The 19,023-nt window shown below is 68.3% G+C and carries 17 protein-coding genes and 1 riboswitch; of the genes, 3 read left to right on the top strand and 14 right to left on the bottom strand.

The features are described 5' to 3' along the window. Window positions 1-46 precede the first annotated feature (46 nt). The gene (locus tag P7644_RS09175; RefSeq protein WP_404302946.1) at window positions 47-1,978 is read left to right on the top strand and encodes a FimV family protein; all 1,932 of its coding nucleotides are present in this window, start codon (window positions 47-49) and stop codon (window positions 1,976-1,978) included. A gap of 38 nt (window positions 1,979-2,016) precedes the next feature. On the opposite strand, the gene P7644_RS09180 is transcribed toward P7644_RS09175, so the two are convergent. Genes P7644_RS09180 through P7644_RS09195 form a run of 4 tightly spaced genes read right to left on the bottom strand, consistent with a single transcriptional unit; the run spans window position 2,017 to window position 5,099 of the window. Further along, window positions 2,017-2,928 carry a thiamine phosphate synthase gene (locus P7644_RS09180; protein ID WP_404302948.1) on the bottom strand — a complete coding sequence of 304 codons (912 nt, stop codon included), beginning with the start codon at window positions 2,926-2,928 and terminating at the stop codon, window positions 2,017-2,019. Between the two features lie 2 nt (window positions 2,929-2,930). Continuing rightward, window positions 2,931-3,740 (bottom strand): thiazole synthase, encoded by an 810-nt coding sequence (locus P7644_RS09185; RefSeq protein ID WP_404302950.1) that lies wholly within the window; start codon window positions 3,738-3,740, stop codon window positions 2,931-2,933. 58 nt (window positions 3,741-3,798) lie between these two features. After that, window positions 3,799-3,996, bottom strand: a complete 198-nt coding sequence (thiS, locus tag P7644_RS09190; RefSeq protein WP_404302951.1) for a sulfur carrier protein ThiS — start codon at window positions 3,994-3,996, stop codon at window positions 3,799-3,801. Next, complete coding sequence (locus P7644_RS09195) at window positions 3,993-5,099, bottom strand: NAD(P)/FAD-dependent oxidoreductase (protein WP_404302952.1); 1,107 nt, start codon at window positions 5,097-5,099, stop codon at window positions 3,993-3,995. Before P7644_RS09195 ends, thiS begins: the two co-directional genes overlap by 4 nt. A 64-nt stretch (window positions 5,100-5,163) precedes the next feature. Continuing rightward, a riboswitch (TPP riboswitch) is annotated at window positions 5,164-5,267 on the bottom strand. A gap of 78 nt (window positions 5,268-5,345) precedes the next feature. Between P7644_RS09195 and thiD the strand changes: the two genes are divergently transcribed. Further along, entirely contained in the window at window positions 5,346-6,185 is an 840-nt protein-coding gene (gene thiD / locus P7644_RS09200; RefSeq protein WP_404302953.1) for a bifunctional hydroxymethylpyrimidine kinase/phosphomethylpyrimidine kinase, read from the top strand. A 58-nt stretch (window positions 6,186-6,243) separates the two neighbouring features. Here thiD and P7644_RS09205 read toward each other — a convergent pair whose 3' ends face one another. The 8 genes from P7644_RS09205 to pstS all read right to left on the bottom strand — a co-directional run bounded on the left by P7644_RS09205 (window position 6,244) and on the right by pstS (window position 14,352). Beyond that, window positions 6,244-7,518, bottom strand: a complete 1,275-nt coding sequence (locus P7644_RS09205; protein ID WP_404302954.1) for a purine-cytosine permease family protein — start codon at window positions 7,516-7,518, stop codon at window positions 6,244-6,246. A 51-nt stretch (window positions 7,519-7,569) separates the two neighbouring features. Next, on the bottom strand, window positions 7,570-8,940 hold the full coding sequence (gene phoR, locus P7644_RS09210) for a phosphate regulon sensor histidine kinase PhoR (protein WP_404302955.1): 1,371 nt from the start codon (window positions 8,938-8,940) through the stop codon (window positions 7,570-7,572). A gap of 46 nt (window positions 8,941-8,986) precedes the next feature. Further along, on the bottom strand, window positions 8,987-9,688 hold the full coding sequence (gene phoB / locus P7644_RS09215; RefSeq protein WP_404302956.1) for a phosphate regulon transcriptional regulator PhoB: 702 nt from the start codon (window positions 9,686-9,688) through the stop codon (window positions 8,987-8,989). An 86-nt stretch (window positions 9,689-9,774) separates the two neighbouring features. Beyond that, complete coding sequence (gene phoU, locus P7644_RS09220) at window positions 9,775-10,476, bottom strand: phosphate signaling complex protein PhoU (RefSeq protein ID WP_404302957.1); 702 nt, start codon at window positions 10,474-10,476, stop codon at window positions 9,775-9,777. A gap of 52 nt (window positions 10,477-10,528) precedes the next feature. Continuing rightward, the gene (gene pstB / locus P7644_RS09225) at window positions 10,529-11,329 is read right to left on the bottom strand and encodes a phosphate ABC transporter ATP-binding protein PstB (protein WP_404302959.1); all 801 of its coding nucleotides are present in this window, start codon (window positions 11,327-11,329) and stop codon (window positions 10,529-10,531) included. An 11-nt stretch (window positions 11,330-11,340) separates the two neighbouring features. Beyond that, on the bottom strand, window positions 11,341-12,222 hold the full coding sequence (pstA, locus tag P7644_RS09230; RefSeq protein ID WP_404302960.1) for a phosphate ABC transporter permease PstA: 882 nt from the start codon (window positions 12,220-12,222) through the stop codon (window positions 11,341-11,343). Further along, window positions 12,219-13,226 (bottom strand): phosphate ABC transporter permease PstC, encoded by a 1,008-nt coding sequence (gene pstC, locus P7644_RS09235; RefSeq protein WP_404302962.1) that lies wholly within the window; start codon window positions 13,224-13,226, stop codon window positions 12,219-12,221. The genes pstA and pstC overlap by 4 nt, the downstream gene beginning before the upstream one ends. Before the next feature lie 85 nt (window positions 13,227-13,311). Next, window positions 13,312-14,352 (bottom strand): phosphate ABC transporter substrate-binding protein PstS, encoded by a 1,041-nt coding sequence (gene pstS, locus P7644_RS09240; protein WP_404302964.1) that lies wholly within the window; start codon window positions 14,350-14,352, stop codon window positions 13,312-13,314. Window positions 14,353-14,602: 250 nt separating this feature from the next. Here pstS and ppx point away from each other — a divergent pair, with 250 nt between their 5' ends. After that, window positions 14,603-16,102, top strand: a complete 1,500-nt coding sequence (gene ppx, locus P7644_RS09245) for an exopolyphosphatase (protein WP_404302965.1) — start codon at window positions 14,603-14,605, stop codon at window positions 16,100-16,102. Between the two features lie 73 nt (window positions 16,103-16,175). Here the strand turns inward: ppx and P7644_RS09250 are convergent, their stop codons facing one another. Further along, the gene (locus P7644_RS09250; protein WP_404302966.1) at window positions 16,176-16,640 is read right to left on the bottom strand and encodes a SixA phosphatase family protein; all 465 of its coding nucleotides are present in this window, start codon (window positions 16,638-16,640) and stop codon (window positions 16,176-16,178) included. Beyond that, a complete protein-coding gene (gene ppk1, locus P7644_RS09255; RefSeq protein WP_404302967.1) occupies window positions 16,637-18,811 on the bottom strand; it encodes a polyphosphate kinase 1 in 2,175 nt (724 codons plus the stop codon). Before ppk1 ends, P7644_RS09250 begins: the two co-directional genes overlap by 4 nt. Window positions 18,812-19,023 lie beyond the last annotated feature (212 nt).

Raw genomic sequence — 19,023 nt, forward strand, 5'->3', positions numbered from 1 at the left:
AGCTTCTGGCGTTGCAGCACTGTCGCTGGGACCAAGCCGCGGCGCAGTGGTGCTGGGCGCTCCCATCGACTTGATGTTCGAGGTGCGGCCCGACCCGGGCCAGGACTTGGCTTCGTCATGTCTTTCCGCGCGCCTGGTTTCCGGGGCCAACACGATTTCAGAAGCGCGCACGCAAGTCACGCCCATCCTGGGCGGATCCACGCCCATGGTGCGTGTGCAGACGCGCGTCGCCGCTGACGAGCCGGTGCTCACCGTGACGCTTGCCGCCGGATGTGAAGGGCGCGTGACACGCACCTACACGTTTCTCGCCGATCCGCCAGCGGGTGTGCCCGCGAACGCCGGGACGCCGATGGACATCGCCACCTTCGGCGCCGCGGCCGCGCCTGTGGCGTCTGGTGTGGCACGCCCGCGTGGTGCGAGCGCAGACATGCCGGCCATGGGGGGCGAGGAGCGGCCGGCAGCTGCCGCCAGCCCAAGGCTCCAGGCCCGTGCCTCCCTCCCCAGGGTGCCGGAGCAGCCCGCACGCGCGCGTGTACGGGCGCCGGTACCCACGCCGGCCGCGGCTGCTCCCGCACGCCTGCTCGTGGAGCCGCTGGATCTGTGGCTCGACACGCCCTTGACCCTGCGCCTGGCGCGCGACGAACCGCTCAGGCTCTCGGCCCCCGACGAAGCCAAGCGTGCCGAATTTGCGGCGCTGTGGAAGGCGTTCAGGGCCACGCCTGAGGATCTGAAGCAGGCCATGGAGCACCTGGACAAGCTGCAGGGCGATGCCAAGGCCCAGGGCAAACAGGTCGAAACCGAGCGGGCCACGGTGGCCGAACTGCGCCAGCGCCTGCAGCAGGTGGAGCAGGAGCGCTTTTCCGCCAGCTGGGTCTATGGGCTGGGGGCGCTGCTGGCGCTGGCCGTGGGCGGCATGGCCTGGTTGCTGCGCCGCACGCGGCGCGAGGAGCTGCAGGCATGGCAGCATTCGGTGGCGCTCAGCGCGGGCTCCAAGGACGGCGCCTTGGGGCCTGAAAAGCCTGATGCCCTGTCCCAATGGCGGCTTGAGCCAGAAGCCTCCGACACCTGGCCGCACAGCATACTGCCGGCCGAAGCCAGCCTGACCGGGCAAATGCCCATGGATGCGCCCGATACCGTCCCGGTGGTGCCCACGGCGCCTGCGGCCATGGAGGCCGGCACGCCCGCGCAGAAAACCGTGCGCATGGGGCAGATCGTGCCGCCCGAGGCGCTGTTCGACATCCAGCAGCAGGCCGAGTTCTTCATCTCCATTGGCGAGCACGAGCAGGCCATCGAGGTGCTGCGCGCGCACATCAATGAGCATGGCGATGCCATGCCCTGGGCCTATCTGGAATCGCTGCGCCTGTTCCACATGCTGGGGCGCACCGAGGCCTTCAATCGCATGCGCGAGCAGTTCCAGGAGCGCTTCAATGTGCGTGTTCCAGGCTTTGGACAGTTCCAGCTCGGCGGCCAGACGCTGGAGGACTACCCGCAAGCCCTGGCGCAGATCGAGGCGCTGTGGACGTCGCCCGAGGTGCTGGCGCTGCTCGACGGATTCCTGGTGCGTCGTGACCAGGAGCATCAGGCCGAGCGTTTCGACCTGGCGGCCTTCGACGATTTGCTGCTGCTGCTGGCCATCGTGCAGACCACGCCGGCGCACCTGCGGGGCGCACCGCCGCCGCGTGCACGCACCACGCCCATGGTGGCCGGGGTGACGCTTGCGGCCGAGCCCAGGCCCGACTCCATCGCCGGCGATCTGTCGCTGCTTCCCTCGGGCTATGACGTGCTGACGCCGCAGACTGCCTCCGAGGCCACGCTGGATGTGGATTTGTCGCAGCTGCGCATGCCGGACATCGCGCTTGGCGGCCACCCGGACATGGCGGCACCCACCGCCCAGGCGGCCGGCGCAGGCTTTGCCCTGGAAAACGACAAGCTCGAACTGCACTTCGAGCTTGAGCAGATGGACAAGAAGCGGTTTTGAGTGCGCGCCCGCTGCGGGCTTGCTGACGGATCGACGGTTTAAATCTTCAGTGCAGCCATCAACTGTGCGGCCGCAGCCTCCGGCTGCTCGGCATTCACCAGCGCGCGCACCACGGCAATCGAGCCCACACCCGTGGAGCGCACCTGCTCAAACTGCGCCAGGCCAATGCCGCCAATGGCCACCTGCGGATAGCCGCGCATCAGGCGGGCATAGGCGGCCAGCCGTTCCACTCCCTGGGGAACGGTGGCCATTTTCTTCAGCGTCGTCGGAAACACCGCACCCATGGCGATGTAGCTGGGGCTGGCCGCGTCGGCGCGCAGCATCTCGGCGTAGCCATGGGTGCTCACGCCCAGGCGCAGGCCGGCCGTGCGGATGGTGCGCAGCTCCTCGGGCGTGAGGGCGTCCAGATCCTCCTGGCCCAGGTGCACGCCGTAGGCGCCGGCAGCAATCGCCTCGCGCCAATGGTCGTTGATGAACAGCAGCGCCGGTGTGCCTTGCACGGCCTGGACGGCGGCGCGCACCTCGCGTGCGATGGCGGCGGCGTCGCCGGACTTGTAGCGCAGCTGCACCGTGGGCACGCCGGCGCGCGCCATGCGGCCGACCCAGGCGGCGTCGGGCAGCACGGCGTACAGGCCCAGCGCCTGCGGGCAGGGCGCAAACGGCTGGGCATGGGGGCGCGGCTGCAGGCCGAAATCCTGCGGGTCGCCCGGCCAGTGTGTGGCATCAAAGGCTCCCAAGCGCCGCGTCTGCGCGGCCCAGGCGCGGGCCAGGCAGTCGGCATCCTGGGCGATGAAGCCGAGGGCGCTGCAGGCGGCCAGGGCCGCGCGGTAGACGGGTTCATCCAGCGCGGGGGCCGGGATCGGCTGGGCCGGAAAGTCGGCGTAGGCGGCGCCATGGTGACGCAGGATGGCCTGCTCCATGTCGACGATGCTGGGCTGGGCGCTGCTCATGTTCAGGCCTTGTCGTGGTGCCAGAACGGCGTGCCCAGCACCGGCGTGCTGGGTTGGGCGCTGCTGTGCTGTTCCATGGCACCGGCCAGGCGCGCGGCGCGGCCGGCGGCCACGGCATCGGCAAAGGCGCCGGCCATGGCCACGGGGTCTTGCGACAGGGCCACGGCGGTGTTCAGCAGCACGCCGTCAAAGCCCCATTCCATGACCGAGCAGGCGTGCGAGGGCAGGCCCAGGCCGGCGTCCACCAGTAGCGGCACCGGCAGGCGCTCGCGCAGCAACTGCAGCGCGTAAGGGTTCATGGGCCCGCGTCCGGTGCCGATGGGGGCGGCCCAGGGCATGACGGCCTGGCAGCCCACGTCGACCAGGCGCTGGCATTGCACCAGGTCTTCGGTGCAATAGGGCAGGACCTGAAAGCCTTCCTTGATGAGGATGGCTGCGGCCTCCACGGTCTGCTGGGTGTCGGGCTGCAGCGTGTAGTCGTCGCCAATCACCTCCAGCTTGATCCAGGGCGTGTCGAACACCTCGCGCGCCATCTGCGCCGTGGTCACGGCCTCCTGCACGCTGTGGCAGCCGGCCGTGTTGGGCAGCACGGGCACGGCCAGGTGCTTGAGCAGCTCCCAGAAGCTGCTGCCGGCATTGGTGGCGTTGATGCCCTGGCGGCGCAGCGACGCGGTGACCATGGCGGGCCTGGCGCGCTGCACGGCGGCCTCCAGCACGGCGGGCGAGGGGTAGCGCGCCGTGCCCAGCAGCAGGCGGCTGCTGAAGGTCTGGCCGTACAGGACGAGGGGGTCTTGGGCGGTGGCTGTGTTCATCATGGACTACGTATTTTGATAGCTGCTTGCGCTTGCTGAATAAAGGCTGGTGACCAATTTATCCACCAGTGACGGGGGCAATCACCTCGACCCGGTCGCCGTCCTGCAGCAGATGGGCCGCGTACTGCGTCCTGGGGACGAAGAGCGTGTTCACGGCCACGGCAAAGGGGGGTGTTGGGACCAGGACGGCCAGTGCGTCCTGCACACTGGCCTGTGCGGGCAGCTCGGTGGGCTGCTGGTTAATGAAGACGTTCATGCGAATGCGGGCCCCTGCAGGGCCAGGTCGAACTCGGTTGCCAGGCTCGATTGTCCCTGGTTCAGCAGCTGCAGCGCCACGTCGTGCAAGGCCGGGGCCTGCATGAAGCCATGGCGGTACATGCCGTTGATCTCCATGACGCGTGGCTGGGTGATGCGGATGGCGGGCAGGTTGTCGGGCAGGGTGGGGCGGCAATGGGTGTTGAGCTCCAGGATGCGCCCCTCGGCAAAGCCGCTGTGGATGGTGTAGGCGGCCGAGAGCAGTTCGAGTGCCGAGCGCACGCTCATCCCGGAGCGGTCGTCGGACTCGATCTCGGTCGCGCCGATCACGAACACATGCTCCTCCTTGGGAGCCACGTAGATCGAGTAGCGCGGGTGGATGAGGCGCGTGGGCCGCGCCAGCGTGACCTCGGGCGCGTGGATGCGTACCACCTCGCCGCGCACGCCGCGCACTTCGCGCCATTGCGTATGTGCGCCCAGCCCGCGGCAGTCGATGAGCCAGTCGCACTGGCCCGGCTCGCCGGGCGAGAAGTCCGCCACCTCGCGCGGGCTGTCGTAATGCACCTCGATGCCCAGCTGCTGCATGGCCAGCGTGAGGGCGGCAAAGAGCTGGCGGTTGTCCAGCTGGCCTTCGCCGGGCAGCAGCAGGCCCTGGGCAAAGCGGCCCGCGAGGGCCGGGTCGGCGGCGGCCACGCCCGCGGCATCGAGCGGCTGCATGGTGGGCAGATCTCGCACCTGGCTCTGCGTGCGCTCGAACAAGGCGCGCAGGCGCGCGGCGTCGCTCGCGTCCTGGCGGTGCCAGACGATGAGCGTGCCTTCGCGCTGGAAATAGACCGGCGCGGGCAGCGGCGCGATCAGCTCGGGCCAGCGTGCCAGGGCGTGCTGGCCCATGCGCACGATGCTGGCCTCGGCCACCACCGATTCGGCCAGGGGTGCGACCATGGCCGCAGCCACATAGGCGGCCGATCCCACGCCGTCGGGGCCGCCGGCCTCGAAAACCTGCACGCGATGGCCCTGGCGCGCCAGGCTGGTGGCCAGCAGGCTGCCTAGCAGGCCTGCGCCAAGAATAGTGACCGAGGAGGAGGGAGAAAGCAGTTGCTGCATGGTGTCTTGTCCGCAATCCAATCAAAACCGTGGAGGGACAAAACAGGCGCCAAGGGGGGGTGGGCCCTGATGGTTGAAAACTCCCCACGCCAGCATGACCTGGATCGGGTGCGGAGGGTGTTTCTCAGTCGCCAGCCTGGTTGGGCCGGGACACCCCTGTTTCGTCCGTGAGCCGGGATTACAGCACAGAAGGCAAGCCCATGGGATTGACCTGGGACAGAGCTTGCATCCGCCATAATTTTTGCCATGAACCACTCCAACACCCCAGCGCCGCGTTATGCGCGCGTGCTGTCCATCGCTGGCTCCGACAGCGGTGGCGGCGCAGGCATTCAGGCCGACCTCAAGACCTTCAGTGCGCTTGGCTGCTATGGCATGACGGCCATCACCGCCATCACGGCGCAGAACACCCAGGGGGTGCGCGCCATCCACGGCGTGCCCCCGGACATCCTGCGTGCGCAGATCGATGCCGTGGTCGAGGACATAGGCGTCGATGCCGTGAAGATCGGCATGCTGCACGCGCCCGAGGTGGTGCAGGTGGTGGCCGATGCCATACGCCGCCACCAGCTGCCCAATGTGGTGCTGGACCCGGTGATGGTGGCCACCAGCGGCGACCGGCTGATTGCCGAGGAAACCGTGGGCCAGTTGGTGCGCGAGCTGTTTCCGCTGGCCGCGCTGGTTACGCCCAACCTGGACGAGGCCGGCTGGCTGCTGGGCCGCCAGATCACGCGCGAGGACGAGCTGGATGCGGCGGCCGAGGACGTGCTGGCCCTGGGCGCGCGCGCCGTGCTGCTCAAGGGCGGCCACCTGCCGGGCGAGCGCGTGGTGGACCTGCTGGCGCTGCCGGGGGGCGAGCACCACCGCCTGGCCTCGGCGCGCATCGCCACGCACAACGGCCACGGCACGGGCTGCACGCTGTCGTCGGCGATAGCGGCGCAGCTGGCGCTGGGCCTGGATCTGGTGGCCGCCGTGCAGGCGGCGCGCCGCTACATCCTGGGCGCCATCGCCGCAGGCGCCGCCGTGCGCACGGGCCGGGGCCATGGGCCGCTGAACCATGGCTATGCGCCGGTAGCTCAGGTGATTCTGTAAAGTTTTGCGGCTGTAACGCTTATATAGAAAGCGTTGAAAGCTATCAAAACAAGAGTGTTCATGAACTGCGCGGGCGCGTCAGCCAGGCCAGCACCAGGCACAGCGCCAGCGTGGGCAGGGCCGCGCCCAGCCCGGGCAGCCAGCGCGGCAGCAGGTGGTAGCAGGCAATGCCGCCCAGCCACAGCGCCACGGGCAGGCCGTGCACGGCGCGCGCATCCAGCAGCCGTTGCGGCGTGGCCAGGCCGAACGCCAGGCGCCCCAGGATCACGCCGAACAGCGGCACGAACACCGAGCTGAGCAGCAACAAAAACGGCTCCAGGCTGTGCATGGGCAGCACCAGGGCCAGGCCCGTGCACAGCGTGGCCAGCACCAGGCCCCAGCGGCGCACGCTCCAGCCCGGCCGCAGGCTGTGCGCCGAGACGGCGCCCGAATACGCGTCGCCATAGGCGTTGTCCACCTCGTCGATGAGGATCAGCGACAGCGCCAGCAGCCCGCCCTGGGCCAGCAGCAGGGCCGTCACCAGGTCCTGGCTGGGCAGGGTCAGCGCCACCAGCACGCCCAGGCAATAGCACCAGATGTTGGCCAACGCGTAGCCGATCCAGCTGCCGCGCAGCGCGCCCGCGCCGCTCACGCCGTGGCGCGCGTAGTCGGCCACCAGCGGCAGCCAGGAGATGGGCATGGCGATTACCAGGTCCAGCGCCGGCATCACGCCCATGCCGCCCTCACCGCGGCGCTGCCAGATTTGTTCCAGGCCCTGGGCCTGCGCCATGGACAGGAATTGCCAGGACAGCCACAGCAGCGACAGCACCACCAGCGGCAGCGCCACGCGCGCGATGATGCGGCGCACCAGCCGCACCATGGAGCCGCTGATCAAGAGCGCCACCACGCCGCCCCACAGCAGCGTGGCGGCCACCGGCCACCAGCCGGCGGCGAAGGCGCCCGACTGCCGGCCTATGGCCACGGTGGCGTCGCGCATCACCACCAGCTCGAACGTACCCCAGCCCACGAGCTGCACGATGTTGAGCACGATGGGCAGGCCGGCGAAGCGGCGGCCATAAACGGCGTGCATCAGCCCGGCGCTGGCCAGGCCGCTGTCGCAGCCCAGTTTTGCCACCCAGCCCAGCAGGCCCGCGCCGATGATGGAGCCGGCGACGATGGCCAGCAGCGCCTGCTGCGTACCCAAGGCCGGCACCAGGTAGGCGCCCACCTGCATCACCAGCAGGCCCACGCCCAGGCTGAACCACAGCGAGGCGTGGTCGTGCCAGTGAAACACGCGCGCCTGGCGGGCTACAGGGGTCAGCGCTTCGTTGCTCAAGGGGGTCATGGATGGCATATGTCGTACTCCTGGCCCTGCACTGTAGTGGCGTACCAGCGCAGTTGCGGGTCAGGGCGCGTCCTTGGGCGGGGCCAGGGTGCAGCCGCGCAGCCGCCTGGCGGGGAAGTGGGCGCTGAATTCCGAGCCCTGGCCCAGCACGCTGCTGATGTGCAGCGCCGCGCCGTGGCGCTGCAGGCTGTGCTTGACGATGGCCAGGCCCAGCCCGGTGCCGCCCGAGTCGCGCGAGCGGCTACGGTCGATGCGGTAGAAGCGCTCGGTCACGCGCGGCAGGTGCTCGGGGGCGATGCCGGGGCCGCTGTCGCGCACGCTGAAGCGCGCGCTGCCGTCGGGCAGGGCTTGCCAATCGACGCTGATGCTGCCGCCCGCCGGTGTGTAGCGCACGGCGTTGCTGATCAGGTTGGACAGCGCGCTGTGCAGTTCTTCGGGATTGCCCGCGATCTCGCCGCATTGCTGCAAATGCGCTGCGCTGGGAAACACCAGGCGCTGGGGCTTGGCGCCCTGGGGCGTCAGCTGGGCCGACAGGCCGTGCGCCTCTTGCTCGCAACTCTGTAGCAGCTGGCGCACGCCAGTCCAGTGCTCCATGCCCGGCAGGGCAGCGCCTTCGAGGCGCGAGAGCGTCAGTAGATCTTGCACCAGGTGCTGCATGCGGCTGGCCTGCTGGGCCATCAGGCCCAGGTAGCGCGCGCGCTCGGCCTCCTGCAGGGGCAAGGTTTGCAGGGTCTCGACAAAGCCCGCCAGCACGGTGAGCGGGGTGCGGATCTCGTGCGAGACGTTGGCGACAAAGTCGCGCCGCATGGCCTCGGCCTGCTCCAGCTGCGTCACGTCGCGCGAGAGCATGAGCCGGCGTCCGTCGCCATAGGAGTGCAGGTGCACCGAAAGTTGTATCGGGTGCGTGGGCGTGCTGCCGCGCCCGGGCAGCAGCACATCGTGCCGGTAGTCGCCCGCCGCCAGATAGGCGCTGAAATCAGGCTCGCGCAGCAGGTTGCCGATGGACTGCATCAGGTCGCGCCCGGCGTCCAGGCCGAAATGCTCGGCGGCGGTCTGGTTGCACCATTCGATATGGCCCGCGGCATCCAGCAGGATGACGCCGTTGGGCGAGGCCTGCAGCGCTTGCAGAAAGGCCTGCAGGCGCGCGTCGCTGGCGGCCGCCTGCTGCTCGCGCTGGCGCAGCAGGCGGCGCATGCGGTCCACCGCCTCGCGCCACAGGCCAGCCAAGCCGCGCAGGGCCGGCGCCTGGGCGGGGTGGCCTTCCTGGCGCAGCCAGGCGAGCACGCGCAGGCCGTGCCAGGACTCCCAGCCCCAGCACAGCCAGGACGCCAGCGCCACACCCGCGGCCAGTCCCCATGGGCCGGCAACCCAGAGCCCAATGGCCGCGCCAAGCAGTTGGACGCCAAGCAGAATCAGCACACGCCAGAGCATGATGAAAAAATGCCTTTAACCCTGTGCCATAAAGTGCTGGGAGCTATCATTTTTGTGATGATCCCTGGGTCGTGAGCCGGTAGCCCGCGCCGCGCACGGTCTCCACCATCGCCGCCGCCTCGCCCAGGGCCTCGCGCAGGCGCTTGACGTGTACGTCCACGGTGCGCTCCTCGATGTAGACATGGTCGCCCCAGACCTTGTCCAGCAGCTGCGCGCGGCTGTGCACGCGCTCGGCGTGGCGCATCAGGTGGTGCAGCAGCTTGAATTCGGTGGGGCCCAGCTTCAGCGGCTGGCCCGCGTAGCTCACGCGGTGCGTGGTGGGGTCGAGCATCAGCGCGCCAATGGACACGCTCTCGCCGCTGTGTTCGGGCGCGCGGCGGCGCAGCACGGCGCGGATGCGCGCCAGCATCTCCTGCGTGGAGAAGGGCTTGGTGATGTAGTCGTCGGCGCCGGCGTCCAGCCCCGCGACCTTGTCGGGCTCGTCGCTGCGCGCGGTCAGCATGATGATGGGCACCCCCTTGCTGCGCGCATCCTGGCGCCACCTGCGCGCCAGCTGCAGGCCGCTCTGGCCCGGCAGCATCCAGTCCAGCAGGATCACGTCGGGCAGCACGGCGTCCAGCTCGCGCTGGGCGGCCGTGCCATCCTCGGCCCAGATGGGAGTAAAGCCGTTGTGGCGCAGGTTGACGGAAATCAGTTCGGCAATCGCCGGTTCGTCCTCGACGATGAGGACCGTGGGGATATTTCTCATGTCATTCATCCACTGCCCCGGGCGCTGGCAAGTGCCTTTGCTGCGGGCGCAACCCAGGCGAGCGGCGGAGCCGCTCAGGGGGTTGTTCACAGAATTGCGGATTCGATGTTTTCCAGCGCCTGGTGGCGCACGTCCTTGCCCGCCACCAGGTAGATGATGAGCTCGGCAATGTTCTTGGAATGGTCGCCAATGCGCTCTATGGCCTTGGCCAGGAACAGCAGGTCCAGGCTGGCCGAGATGGTGCGCGGGTCTTCCATCATGTAGGTGATGAGCTTGCGCACGAAGCCGTCGAATTCGCGGTCGATGAGGTCGTCTTCCTTGAGGATGGCCAGCGCGGCGCGGGTGTCCAGGCGCGCGAACGCGTCCAGGGCCTTGCGCAGCAGGCCCGATGCCAGGTCGGCCGCCATGCGCAGGTCGCTTGAGGGCAGCGAGCGCGCCGCGCCGCTCTCGATGATGGAGCGCACCATGCGCGCCATGCGCGAGGCTTCGTCGCCCATGCGCTCCAGGTTCGCCGTGGCCTTGGAGAAGGCCATCAGCAGGCGCAGGTCGCGCGCCGTGGGCTGGCGCCGGGCGATGATGGTGATGAGCTCGTGGTCGATCTCCACCTCCATCTGGTTCACGCGGTTCTCGATGAACTCGACCCGCTCGGCCGCTTCCAGGCTGAACTGCGACAGGGCGGCAATGGCCTGGCGGATCTGCGACTCCACGAGGCCGCCCAGCTCCATGACGCGGGCGGAGACCTGGTTGAGTTCGCTGTCGAATTGGGTGGAGAGGTGTTTGTCGGTCATGGTGTCATCAGATGTTTTCTCTCCTTCCCCTCAAGGGGGAGGGAGCTTGGAATCAGCCGAAACGGCCGGTAATGTAGTCCTCGGTCTCCTTGCGCTGGGGCTTGAAGAACATCTGCTCGGTGGCGCCAAACTCCATCAGGTCGCCCAAATACATGTAGGCGGTGTAGTCGCTGCAGCGCGCCGCCTGCTGCATGTTGTGCGTGACGATGACGACCGTGTAGTCGTCCTTGAGCTCGGCGATCAGCTCCTCGATCTTGGCCGTGGAGATGGGGTCCAGCGCCGAGCAGGGCTCGTCGAGCAGCAGCACCTCGGGCTTGATGGCAATGCCGCGCGCAATGCACAGGCGCTGCTGCTGCCCGCCCGACAGGCCGGCGCCGCTTTGCTGCAGCTTGTCCTTCACCTCGCCCCACAGCGCCGCCTTGCGCAGCGCCCATTCCACGCGCTCGTCCATATCGGTGGCGTTCAGGTTTTCGAACAGCTTCACGCCAAAGGCGATGTTGTCGTAGATCGACATCGGGAAGGGCGTGGGCTTCTGGAACACCATGCCGACCTTGGCGCGGATCAGCGCCACGTCTTGCTTGCTGGTGAGCAGGTCATCGCCATCGAGCAGGATCTGGCCCTGGGCGCGTTGTTCGGGGTAGAGCTCGAACATGCGGTTGAAGGTGCGCAAGAGCGTCGATTTGCCGCAGCCCGAGGGCCCGATGAAGGCCGTGACCTTGTTCTCGGGTATGTCGAGGTTGATGCCCTTCAGGGCGTGGAACTTGCCGTAGTAGAAATTCAGGTCGCGCACGGCCAGCTTGGCGCGTGGCGGCGTGGCCACAGGGGGGGCCACAGGGATAGCAACAGGAGACATCGAGCGATTCCTTATTTTTGGCGCGTGAGCACCCGCGCAAGGATGTTCAGGCCCAGCACCGCAGCGGTGATGAGGAAGACGGCGGCCCAGGCGAGCTGCTGCCAGTTCTCGTACGGGCTCATGGCAAATTTGAAGATGGTCACCGGCAGGCTGGCCATGGGCTTGGACAGGTCGGCGTTCCAGAACTGGTTGTTCAGCGCCGTAAAGAGCAGCGGCGCGGTCTCGCCCGCGATGCGCGCCACGGCCAGCAGCACGCCGGTAATGACACCGGCGCGCGCCGCGCGCAGCGTCACCAGGGTGATGACCTTCCATTTCGGCGTGCCCAGGGCGTAGGCCGCCTCGCGCAGGCTGGCGGGCACCAGCAGCAGCATGTTCTCCGTCGTGCGGATGACGACCGGAATGACGATCAGCGCCAGCGCCAGCACTCCGGCCCAGCCGGAAAAGCTCTTGAAGCGCGCCACCACCACGGTGTAGACGAACAGGCCCAGCACGATGGAGGGCGCCGACAGCAGGATGTCGTTGACGAAACGCGTGCAGGTCGCCAGAGCGCCCTGGCGCCCATATTCAGCCAGGTACACCCCGGCCAGGATGCCGATCGGCGTGCCGACAAAGGTGGCCAGCAGCACCATGACAAAGGAGCCGAACAGCGCGTTGGCCAGCCCGCCGGCCTCGTTTGGCGGCGGCGTCATCTCGGTGAAGAGTGCGAGCGACAGCCCGCCCAGGCCCAGGCGGATGGTCTCCCACAGGATCCACACCAGCCAGAACACGCCAAAGGCCATGGCCGCCAGCGACAGGGCCAGCGCCACCTGGTTCACCCGCTTGCGCACGGCAAAGCGCTGCGCCCGCAGCTGGGCCAAATCGGCGGCGGAAATGAGTTTTTGCGACGTGGTCATGCACGCGCCCCCTCGCCCTTTTGCAGGCGCGAAAGCAGCAGCTTGGACAGCGACAGCACGACGAAGGTGATGAAGAACAGCACCAGCCCCAGGTAAATCAAGGAGGCCTGGTGCAGGCCCTCGCCGGCCTCGGCGAATTCGTTCGCCAGGGCCGAGGTGATGCTGTTGGCGGCCTCGAACACCGAGAGCGAGTTCAGCTGGTTCATGTTGCCGATGACAAAGGTCACGGCCATGGTCTCGCCCAGGGCGCGGCCCAGGCCCAGCATCACGCCGCCCAGCACCCCTGTCTTGGTGTAGGGCAGCACCACCTTCCACACCACCTCCCAGGTCGTGGAGCCCAGGCCGTAGGCGGATTCCTTGAGCAGGGCCGGCGTGACCTCGAACACGTCGCGCATGACCGAGGCGATGAACGGAATGATCATGATCGCCAGGATGATGCCTGCCGACAAGATGCCAATGCCCACCGGCGGCCCCGACACCAGCGCGCCCAGGTAGGGGACACCCGTGAACAGCGCCTGCAGCGGCTGCTGCACCCAGGTGGCGAGGATGGGGCCGAACACCATCAGCCCCCACATGCCGTAGACGATGGAGGGCACGGCGGCCAGCAATTCAATGGCCGTGCCCAGCGGCCGCTTGAGCCAGGCAGGGGACAGCTCGGTCAGGAACAGCGCAATGCCAAAGCTCACCGGCACGGCGATGAGGAGCGCGATCGCCGAGGTGGCGAGCGTGCCGTAGACCATCACCAGGCCACCGTACTCGTTCTGAACCGGGTCCCAGGCCGTGCTGGTCAGGAAGCCCAGCCCGTAATGCTGGATGGAGGGCCAGGCACCGATCACCAGCGACACCAGCACGCCCAGCAGCAGTGCCAGGGTGAACAAGGCGGCACCGCGCGCCAGGGCGGCAAACAGCCGATCGCCCAGGCGCACCACCAGCCAGGGGCGACGCTCAGGCGGCCTGCCCGGCTGTACCAGGGGCGGGGCAGTAGAAGTCAGGGAAGTGGACACCGGGTGGCCTTGGGGGTTCATGACAAAGAGCTGCGGTTTGGTTCTGCTCCCTCCCCCATCTGGGGGAAGGAGTCGAGTGCAGCGATTATTTCAGCGCGACCGGCTTGCCCGCAACGTCCATGATCTGCCCCCAGGACTTGGTGATCGTGGCCTTGACGCCCTCGGGCATGGGCACGTAGTCCAGGTCGGCCGCCGTCTTGTCACCGCTCTGGTAGGCCCACTCAAAGAACTTGAGCGTGGTGGTGGCCTGGGCGGGCTTGTCCTGCGCCTTGTGCATCAGGATGAAGGTCGCGCCGGTGATGGGCCAGGCGGCCTTGCCGGGCTGGTTCGTCAGGATCTGGTAGAAGCTCTTGCTCCAGTCTGCGCCGGCTGCGGCGGCCTTGAAGCTGTCATCATCGGGCGCCACAAACTGGCCATCGGCGTTTTGCAGCTGCACCCAGTTCATCTTGTTCTGCTTCACGTAGGCGTATTCCACATAGCCGATGGAATTGGGCAGGCGCCCCACGAAGGCGGCCACGCCCTCATTGCCCTTGCCGCCTGCGCCCAGAGGCCAATTCACCGCCGTGCCTTCACCCACCTTGGACTTCCACTCGGCGTTCACCTTGGAGAGGTAGTTGGTGAAGATGAAGCTGGTGCCCGAACCATCGGCGCGGCGCACCGGGGCTATGGTTGCATCGGGCAGTTTGATGCCGGGGTTCAGCGCCGTGATCGCGGCATCGTTCCACTTGGTGATCTTGCCCAGGTAGATGTCGCCCAGCACCTGGCCGCTGAGCTTGATCTGGCCGGGGTTGATGCCCTGGATATTGACCACCGGCACCACGCCTCCGATCACGGTGGGGAACTGCACCAGGCCCTTCTTGGCCAGGTCTTCGTCCTTGAGCGGCGCATCCGAGGCGCCAAAGTCCACCGTCTTGGCCTCGATCTGGCGCAGGCCCGCGCCCGAGCCCACGGACTGGTAGTTGATCTTCACGCCCGTGGCCTTGTGGTAGTCGGCCGCCCATTTGGCGTACAGCGGTGCCGGGAAGCTGGCGCCCGCGCCGGTGGCTTCCTGCTGGGCCAGGGCTTGGGGCAGGGCACCGGCCGACACCAGACCAGCCACCAGAACACGCATCAGAGACAGTTTCATGCAAAAACCTTTTAGGGTTGTGGAAAGGGTTGCTGGGCAATGTAGGGGTGCTTTGTGACAGCGTTGTGACAGGCGGGCAGGCCCGTCACGCGGGGATTCCTGTGCCGGAACCCTCCCGGGGAGGGCGGTGTCACGGCATTGTCACAAGTACTGCCTAAGCTCGCGCGGCGAGCGCTGAGCAATGCCCGGCCTTCCCCGCCCCCGGTGCTATGCTGCGCCGCTTCGTGTTTACCACCCCTCCCCATCCCGTATGCAAGACGGAACATTGCTCGCCGCCGTGGACCTGGGCTCCAACAGCTTTCGCCTGGAAATCGGCCGCTACGAGCAGGGCCATATCCGGCGCGTGGAATACCGCAAGGAAACCGTGCGCCAGGGCGGTGGCCTGGATGCCGAACGCAACCTCAGCCCCGACGCCCTGCAGCGCGGCTGGGACTGCCTGGCGCGCTTTGCCGAGCGCCTGGCCGGCTTTGCCCCGCAGCAGGTGCGTGCCGTGGCCACGCAAACCCTGCGCGAGGCGCGCAACCGCGAGGTCTTTCTGGTGCGAGGCAAGGCCATCCTTGGCTACGACATCGAGGTCGTATCCGGGCCCGAGGAGGCGCGCCTGATCTACCAGGGCGTATCACACCTGCTGGCGCAGTCCGACGAGCGCCGCCTGGTGATAGACATCGGCGGGCGCTCGACCGAGCTCATCCTGGGCCAGCAGTACCGGGCGCAGGAGGTGGCCTCGTTTCGCGTTGGCAGCGTGTCCTGGTCCACGCAGTTCTTTGCCGATGGTGCGCTCACCGCCAGTGCCTTCCAGCGGGCCGAAACCGCCGCCCAGGCCCAGCTCGATGAGGCCCTGGCCGTCTACCAGCCCGAGCGCTGGGAGCGTGCCTATGGCAGCTCGGGCACGGTGGGGGCGGTGGGCGAAATTCTGGCGGCCAGCGGCCGCAGCCCCGGCCTGATCCGGCGCCAGGACCTGGATTGGCTGCGCCAGCAGCTGCTGCGCGCGGGCCACGCCAGCCGCGTGCAGCTGCCCGGCCTCAAGGACGATCGCCGTCCCGTCATCGGCGGCGGCGTGAGCGTGCTGCGCGCCGTGATGGAGCTGCTGCAGATAGAGCAGCTGCACGTTGCCCAGGGCGCGCTGCGCCAGGGCGCGCTGTACGACCTGATCGCGCGCACCTCGCCCCGCACCGACCAGCGCAGCGCCACCGTCATCGCCCTGGCGCAGCGCTTTGCCGTGGACGCGGCCCAGGCCCAGCGCGTGGCGCGGGTGGCCGGCGCCCTGTTCGCCCAGGCCGCGCCCGGCGGCAGCGAGGCCGGAGCACAAGAGCTGGCCTGGGCCGCGCAGTTGCACGAAATCGGCCTGTGCATTGCCCACAGCGGCTACCACCGCCACGGGGCCTACATCCTGGAGCACACCGACACCCAGGGCTTTGCCCAGCCCGAGCTGCAGCAGCTGGGCCTGCTGCTGCGCGCCCACCGGGGCAAGCTGCGCAAGCTGGAACTGCCCTGGGAGCACCCCTGCCTGGCGCTGCAACTGGCCTGCCTGCGCCTGGCCGTGGCCCTGTGCCACGCCCGGCGCGACCCGGACATCACCGGCCTGCGCCTGCAGGCCCAGGGCTCGCAGCTGGCCCTGCACCTGCCCGTCGGCTGGGCGGCGCGCTATCCCCAGTCGGCCCACCTGCTGCGCGAGGAATGCGGCGACTGGCAGCGCACGCCCTGGACGCTCGCGGTTTGCAGTGATTTAGCCTCTGGCGCTCTTGAATAAAGCGCTTATAGCTATAAAAATAATAGTATTTATCCGTGCCCAGGGGCTGCCTCTTGCGGCACGGCAGTGGGGGCTACAAAAAATCGGGCGACAGGGCTGCCAGCAGTACGGTTTGGTTTTCACCCTGGCGCTGGCGTTGGCGCAGCCATAGCACCGCGCCTTTGCGCAGGGTGCATTGCGCGGCCGGCATGCCCAAGAGCTGCGCGGCCGTTTGCCCCAGCACGGGCTGGTGGCCCACCACCAGGACGGCGCCGCGCCCCTGGGGCCAGCGCACCAGCGTCAGCAGATCCGCGGGGCTGCCCTGGGGCAGCAGCTCGGCGCGGCGCTTGAATGGGCGGCCCAGCGCCAGGGCCGTCTGCTCGGTGCGCCGGGCTGGGCTGGCCAGCGTGCGCAGGCCCTGGGGCAACTGGCGCTCCAGCCACGCGGCCATGCGCGCGGCCTGTTTTTCGCCGCGTGGGGTCAGGGGGCGCAGCAGGTCGTCCTCGCCCTCCTGGCCTGGCCGCGCCTCGGCGTGGCGCCACAAAATCAAGTCCATCATTTGCGCCTCTTGCGGGCCATGGGCCCACCCTGGCCGTAGCGCGCCATCAGTGCGGCCTGCGCGCCGGGGCCGTCGATGGGGTGCGCCGGGCGGGTGTAGCCGCCATCGGGACGCTGGCTCCAGGCCCCCTGCTCGTCGTGCAGGTAGGAGACCAGGCATTCGTCGATGATGCGCTGGCGCAGCTCTGGATCGTGCACCGGCCAGGCCAGCTCGACGCGGCGCAGCATGTTGCGGTTCATCCAGTCGGCGCTGGACAGGTACAGATCCTGCTCTTCGCCGGCGCTGAAGTAAAACACCCGCGTGTGCTCCAGAAAGCGCCCGATGACCGAGCGCACGCGGATGTTCTCGCTCACCCCCGGCAGCTGCGCCGGCAACATGCAGGCGCCGCGCACGATGAGGTCGATGCGCGCGCCCTGCTGGCCGGCACGTAGCAGCGCGTGTATCAGGGCCTCGTCGGTGAGCGCGTTCATCTTGGCGACGATGCGGGCGTGCTGCCCAGCCTGCGCCGCCTGCCCGACCTGTTCGATCTTCTGCAGCATGCGCTGTTGCAGGTGAAAGGGCGCGAGCATCAGCTGGCGCAGCCTGGGCGGGCGGTTCTGGCTGGCCAGGTGGTTGAAGACGCCGTCCATGTCGGCGGTGATGTCCCCGTTGCAGGTCAGCAGGCCCAGGTCGGTGTACAGGCGTGCCGTGCGCGGGTTGTAGTTGCCCGTCGACAGATGCCCGTAGCGGCGCAGGCTCTTGCCTTCGCGGCGCGTGATCAGCAGCATCTTGGCGTGGGTCTTGAGGCCTACCACGCCATACACCACCTGCGCGCCAATGGCTTCCAGCGCCTCGGCCCAGTTGATGTTGGCCTCCTCGTCAAAGCGTGCCTTGAGCTCCACCACGGCCATCACCTCCTTGCCGCGGCGCACGGCCTCGCGCAGCAACTCCATCAGCTCGGAGTCCGCGCCCGTGCGGTAGATGGTCTGCTTGATGACGAGCACGTCGGGGTCGTTGACGGCTTCGCGCAGAAAGGCGAGCACGGCATCGAAGCTCTCGAACGGGTGGTGCAGCAGCAGGTCGCGCTCGCGCATCTGCGCCATGACGGGCGTGCCGGCCACCATGGCCTGCGGCCAGGCCGCGCGCCAGGGCGGGAACAGCAGGGACGCATTGCCCGCCAGATCCACCATCTGCCCCAGGCGCACCAGGTTCACGGGCCCGTGCACGCGAAACAATGCGCCCTGCGGCAGATTGAACTGTGTTTGCAGAAAGTCCGACAGAAACCGCGAGCAGCCTGCCGAAACCTCCAGCCGCACGGCCTGCCCGAAATGGCGCTGCTGCAGGCCCTGGCGCAGCGCGGTGCGCAGGTTGCTCACGTCTTCCTCGTCCACGGCCAGGTCTGAGTGGCGCGTGACGCGAAACTGCGAGAACTCCGTCACCTCGCGGCCAGGGAACAGGTCGCTCAGGTGGGCGCGGATGACGCTGGAAAGCAGCACGAACAGCTGCTCCTTGGCCGGCGCCACGCGCGCCGGCATGCGGATGACGCGCGGCAGGGCGCGCGGCACGCGCACGATGGCGATTTCGTTGGCCCGGCCAAAGGCGTCCTGGCCCTTGAGACGCACGATGAAATTGAGCGACTTGTTGGCCACCAGCGGGAAGGGGTGGGCCGGGTCCAGCCCCACGGGCACGAGCAGGGGGCGCACCTCGCGCTGGAAGTATTCCTGCACCCAGCGGCGCTGTTCGGCGCTGCGCACGCCGTGCGAGACGATGCGCAGCCCGTGCGCGGCCAGGGCCGGGGCCAGGGCTTCGTTGTAGAGCTTGTACTGGCGCGCCACCAGATCCTGGGCATGGGCCATCAGCGCCTCGAACGAAGCGCCGGTGTAGGCACCCTTGGTGTCGCCGTTCTGCGCGGCGGAGGTATGCGCCGTGGCGCGCACCTCAAAAAACTCATCCAGGTTGGACGAGACGATGCACAGGTAGCGCAGGCGCTCCAGCAGCGGCACATCGCTGCGCTCGGCCCAGTGAAAGACGCGCTCGTTGAAGGCCAGGATGCTGTGATCCCTGTCCAGAAACGCAAGCGGGCCTGCGGGCGGCGAGGAAGGTGCGGGCACAAGCTCTGCGGCCTGCGGCGGGGCGGCGACAGGTGCGGCGCGTTCGGGAAGGGAGGGGAGTTCGGGGGGGGGGGCGAGCATGAATCAGGCTGCGGTGAGCGACCTGATGAGTATCGAAACGCTGCGTGTCATTTTGATGACGGTTGCGTGACATCCGTGGCGCGGCCGGGCTGCACCTTGGCCCATTCGAGCATTACCGCAGAGCGCTACAGATGTCGAGCTGTCAGCCCCAATGCAACCATGCCCTCAAAACCCTGGCCCCGATGGGGGTGCCAAGCCCGAGCGTCGATGAG

This window comes from Alicycliphilus denitrificans (genome assembly GCF_044792555.1).
Taxonomy (GTDB): domain Bacteria; phylum Pseudomonadota; class Gammaproteobacteria; order Burkholderiales; family Burkholderiaceae_C; genus Alicycliphilus; species Alicycliphilus denitrificans_A.